The organism is Syntrophomonas sp. UBA5494 (assembly GCF_002426325.1).
Map to the genome: position 1 here is coordinate 7,887 of NZ_DIPG01000137.1, position 3,362 is coordinate 11,248.

Here is a 3,362-nt window from a genome sequence, read left to right on the forward strand (position 1 = left end):
CGCGAGGTCATGACCGCTGTCCTGATGCCGGCGGCCAGAATAGAAGCCAGAGCGACCGCAATGGCCAATTTTATGGCCGCAGCCGAAATTACAATGACATCCAGCTTGCTCTGCCCGATGACTTCCGTGGTTGTGAACAGATCGGTGGTCATTCCCGCAAACAGATGTACGAACGCAATGCCGCCTATGATCCCGCATAAGATCCCGGCGGCGCACAGGATAAGAATCTCGGCCATCAGTATATGGACGAGCTGCCCGGCGGTGGCTCCCACCGCCCGCATGACGCCGTATTCCCGGACCCGGCGTAAGATGGAGATGCTATATACGCTGTAGATGACCATACCGCCTACCAGTGCCAACAGGAGAGCGATCTTGACCAGGTCCCAATCCACTTTATCCAGCTGCCCCATCGCTTCCAGCAGGGAACGGTTGCTCATGACGTTCTTTGTGGGGCAGTCCAGAGTGCCTGCCAACCGCTTGATTTCCTCCGTTATATTAACTCCCGGTTTGAATTCCACCAACAAACTTATATGATTCTCTCGTCCGGGCAGATAGGACTGGTCAAAGGCGATGTAGGCTTCCATCTGACCGCTGGACTTTTCCGCCAGGCGGTCTTTGATAATACCAACCAGTTTGAAATGTTGGGTTTCGCCACGGTTGGGCATAAATATTTCCAGGGATTGTCCCAATTGCTGCGGCAGCCGCAGCCTTTCCAGGACCCAGCTCTCCACCGCGATTTCATTGACCCGGTTAGGAAAACGGCCTTTTATCAGGGCGGTATCTTCCATATACAGAATATTTCTATCTGCGGCCAGCAGGTTAACTAAAAACTGGTTGGAGCTCTTCCAGTCGTCATAATAGAACAGGCGGGCGGATTCTTTTATGGAATCGTATTGCCTGCTACTTTCAGTTTGGGATGTATTGAGTTCGGTATAAACGACATGCTGCTGCCCTTCATAGGCTTTGACATTCTTGAGATCGGCGTTGCGGCTGCTTTCTCCCAAAGAGCCGATGACGACGATAAGAAAAACACTGAGGGTGATGCTGGCCCACAGGACCAGAGAACCTTTGGGATAACGGGTGATATATCTCCAGGCCATCCGGACGTAGTTCAGCATCGTTCTCCCTCCCTATCCAGCAGCCGTCCGTCTTCGATGCGGATGATCCGTTCCGCCATCCGGGCCAGAGTTTCATTATGAGTTATTAACAGCAGGGTCTGATGGTATTGGCGGGCTGATTGTTTCAACAGGTGCAGTACTTCCAGGCTGCTGTGGGAATCCAGGTTGCCGGTGGGTTCATCTGCCAGTACGATGGAAGGGCGGGTAACCAGGGCCCGGGCAATAGCCACCCGCTGCTGCTGGCCGCCGGAAAGCTGGTGGGGAAAAGCCCGGGCTTTGTCCTGAAGATGCAGCACTTCCAGCAATTCCTCCACCCAGGACCGATCTACCTTTTTCAGATCGATTTCAATGGGCAGAGTTATATTTTCCCATACGGTCAAAACCGGCAGCAGGTTGTAGGCCTGAAATACAAATCCCACTTTTCGGCGGCGAAAAACCGCGAGCTCGTTATCCTTCATGGCATAGACATCCTGGTTCTCGATCAGCACCTTGCCGGCGGTGGGACGATCCAGTCCTCCCAGCAGGTGCAAAAGGGTGGTTTTGCCTGATCCTGAACTGCCCGTTATAGCGGCGAATTCTCCTTCCTCTACGCTTAAATCCACTCCGTCCAGGGCTTTCACTATATTGGCCCCGCTGCCGTAGAATTTACGCAGAGATTTGGTTTCCAATAGCTTCATCATTATCATCTCCCACTTCCAGGATAAATCGAGAAGCTTACGATTGCCCGCATCATTCCTTACAATTTTGTAAGCTCAGCAAAAGGCTGAACTTGCTGCCCGGTTTTTCGGTGGGAACAGCTATGATTCCTCCGCCTTGCTCTTCCAGTATATTTCGGCTCAAATAAAGGCCGATGCCCAGCCCCGGCGCGTTTTGGATTGCCTGCGACCGGCCCCGGTAAAAGCGCTCGAAGATATGTTCCATTTCCTGGGGCGGGATGCCGATGCCGCTATCCTCTATATCTACTTTTACATACTGCTCCAATTTTTCCATCCCAATTTTGATGTGCCCCTGGGTCGGGGTGTATTTTACCGCATTTTCCATAACATTAAACAGAGCTTCCCGGGTCCACCTGATGTCGTGGCAGATGCGCAGGCTCATCAGTCCGCTCATATCGATTTCTATGTCTTTTTCCAGGGCCTGGGGATAGATGCCGTTGACCGCCGCTACTATGGTCTGGCGGAGGTCGCCCTTTTCCTTTTTTAATTGGATCATGCCGCTCTCCAGGTGAGACATCTTCAGCAGGGAAGTGGACAGCCATTCCAGTTTTTCAATCTCTTTTTGACTGTGGTGCAAAAACTCTTGCCGTTCCTGTGGCGACAGCTCCTCTTCCAGCAAAAGGCTGTTCAGTACCTGCAATGAAGCCAGGGGAGTCTTTATCTGGTGAGAGATATCAGAGGTCAGGGCTTTGACCTTTTCTTTTTCCCGATGCATGCTTTCCAGGCTGAGCTGTAAGCGGCGGGACATTTGTCCAAACTGGGATTCCAGCCGGGATATAATCCCTTCACGATTCCCGCTATGGCCGGAAAGGGAAGAAAAATCCCCGGCCATGATTCTGTCCGCCGCTGAGGAGGTCCTTTCCAGGGCGGCGGCGATATGATTTATCATGCGGGTAAACAGCACCAGATTCACTGCGGTGATAAGCAGCATTAATCCGGCGTCTCTGAGCGGCAGCCAGTGATAGAAACCAGATCCGGGGCTGGCCAGCCGCCGGATATACAGGATATCGCTGCCGAGCAGGAGGGCGGCAATAGCAGCGGCGGCGATAATAAGTGCCAGCAGGTAGCGTTTGAATAAAGGGTCTTTTCTCCAATCCATTTAATCGCTCACACACCTTTCTCCCCATATATATCCGATGCCGCGAACCGTTTTGATATAGCGGGGCCGGGAGGGATCGTCCTCGATTTTTTCCCGCAGTCGGCGGATGTTTACGGCCAAGGTGTTTTCATCCAGATCGTCGCCCTGGCTGTCCCAGAGATGCTGCAGAAACTGCTCCCGGGTTATTATCTGCCGGGGATTGTTCAGGAAATAAGATAGCAATTTTAATTCCGTTTTGCTCAAGTTGATCGCCTGCTGATATTTGCACAGCTGCATAGTGGCCGGGTAAAAAGTGATGTCGCCCGATCTGATTCCGACATTTTCGGGACTGAGCTGGCTGCGGCGCAGCAGTGCTCGTATCTTGGAAATCAGCACCATCAAACTGAAGGGTTTGGTAAGGTAATCGTCTGCTCCCAGATCATACCCCAT

4 protein-coding genes are annotated in these 3,362 nt (G+C 52.3%); all 4 read right to left on the minus strand.

Annotation, left to right across the window (positions count from 1 at the left end; genetic code table 11):
• Positions 1-1,118, minus strand: a 1,118-nt coding sequence (locus tag B3W37_RS15460; protein ID WP_483176335.1) for an ABC transporter permease, incomplete at its 3' end; no start/stop codon positions are given.
• On the minus strand, positions 1,112-1,795 hold the full coding sequence (locus tag B3W37_RS15465; RefSeq protein ID WP_483176345.1) for an ABC transporter ATP-binding protein: 684 nt from the start codon (positions 1,793-1,795) through the stop codon (positions 1,112-1,114). The genes B3W37_RS15465 and B3W37_RS15460, both read right to left, overlap by 7 nt.
• Before the next feature lie 52 nt (positions 1,796-1,847).
• Positions 1,848-2,933 carry a sensor histidine kinase gene (locus tag B3W37_RS15470; protein ID WP_483176336.1) on the minus strand — a complete coding sequence of 362 codons (1,086 nt, stop codon included), beginning with the start codon at positions 2,931-2,933 and terminating at the stop codon, positions 1,848-1,850.
• Positions 2,934-3,362, minus strand: a 429-nt coding sequence (locus B3W37_RS15475) for a response regulator transcription factor (RefSeq protein WP_483176337.1), incomplete at its 5' end; no start/stop codon positions are given. It lies immediately after the preceding gene.

What these genes read in the sequence shown, in the direction of transcription:
- B3W37_RS15465 (WP_483176345.1), bottom strand. Translation starts at nt 1,795, where the DNA reads ATGAAGCTATTGGAAACCAAATCTCTGCGTAAATTCTACGGCAGCGGG.
- B3W37_RS15470 (WP_483176336.1), bottom strand. Translation starts at nt 2,933, where the DNA reads ATGGATTGGAGAAAAGACCCTTTATTCAAACGCTACCTGCTGGCACTT.